Source organism: Pseudoalteromonas sp. NEC-BIFX-2020_002, assembly GCF_013002825.1.
Lineage (GTDB): Bacteria > Pseudomonadota > Gammaproteobacteria > Enterobacterales > Alteromonadaceae > Pseudoalteromonas > Pseudoalteromonas neustonica.
The window spans coordinates 1-555 of record NZ_JABEPJ010000056.1; the positions used below are offsets into that span (position 1 = coordinate 1).

At 36.0% G+C, this 555-nt stretch carries 1 protein-coding gene; it reads left to right on the forward strand.

Annotation, left to right across the window (positions count from 1 at the left end; genetic code table 11):
- Nucleotides 1-521: IS1595 family transposase (locus HJP15_RS21645; RefSeq protein WP_170174639.1), on the forward strand; the 521-nt coding region annotated here is incomplete at its 5' end.
- Between the last annotated feature and the right edge of the window lie 34 nt (nucleotides 522-555).

The following is a 555-nucleotide window of genomic DNA, read 5'->3' on the forward strand; positions in this document are numbered from 1 at the left end:
CCCCTGCCAGCTTTAATCCTTCAGTACTAACGGGTGTTATTGAAGCTGATGAAACATCTTTACCAGAATCTTTTAAAGGTAAGAGGGTTATTAACCGTAAGTCCCGTAAACGTGGTGGTGGAAAAATCGAAAAAGTTCCTATTTTCATTGCTCTTGATCGTAGTGGTGCTATATCTCACAAGGTTTTAGAGCGAAATACAAAAGAAAATATTCAAGCACAATTGAAGCCTTTATTATCATCAGGCTCTGTGCTTTGTACTGATGGAAACTTATCGTATAAAGGTATTGCTAAAGAACTCGATATTGACCATAAACGCTTGATTGGCTTGGATAACCAAAGAGTGGTAGAAGGTATTTACCATATCCAAACACTTAATAATTATATGATGCGCTGGAAGGCATGGTTAAGACGTTTTAATGGCATTGGTACAGACTACATTGAGAATTATTTAAGCTGGTTTAGGTTTATGGAAGATAACACTGAGTATTCAGATCAAACATGGATAAAAGAGGCATTATGATATGAATTTTTAATACCCACACTCAACTACAACA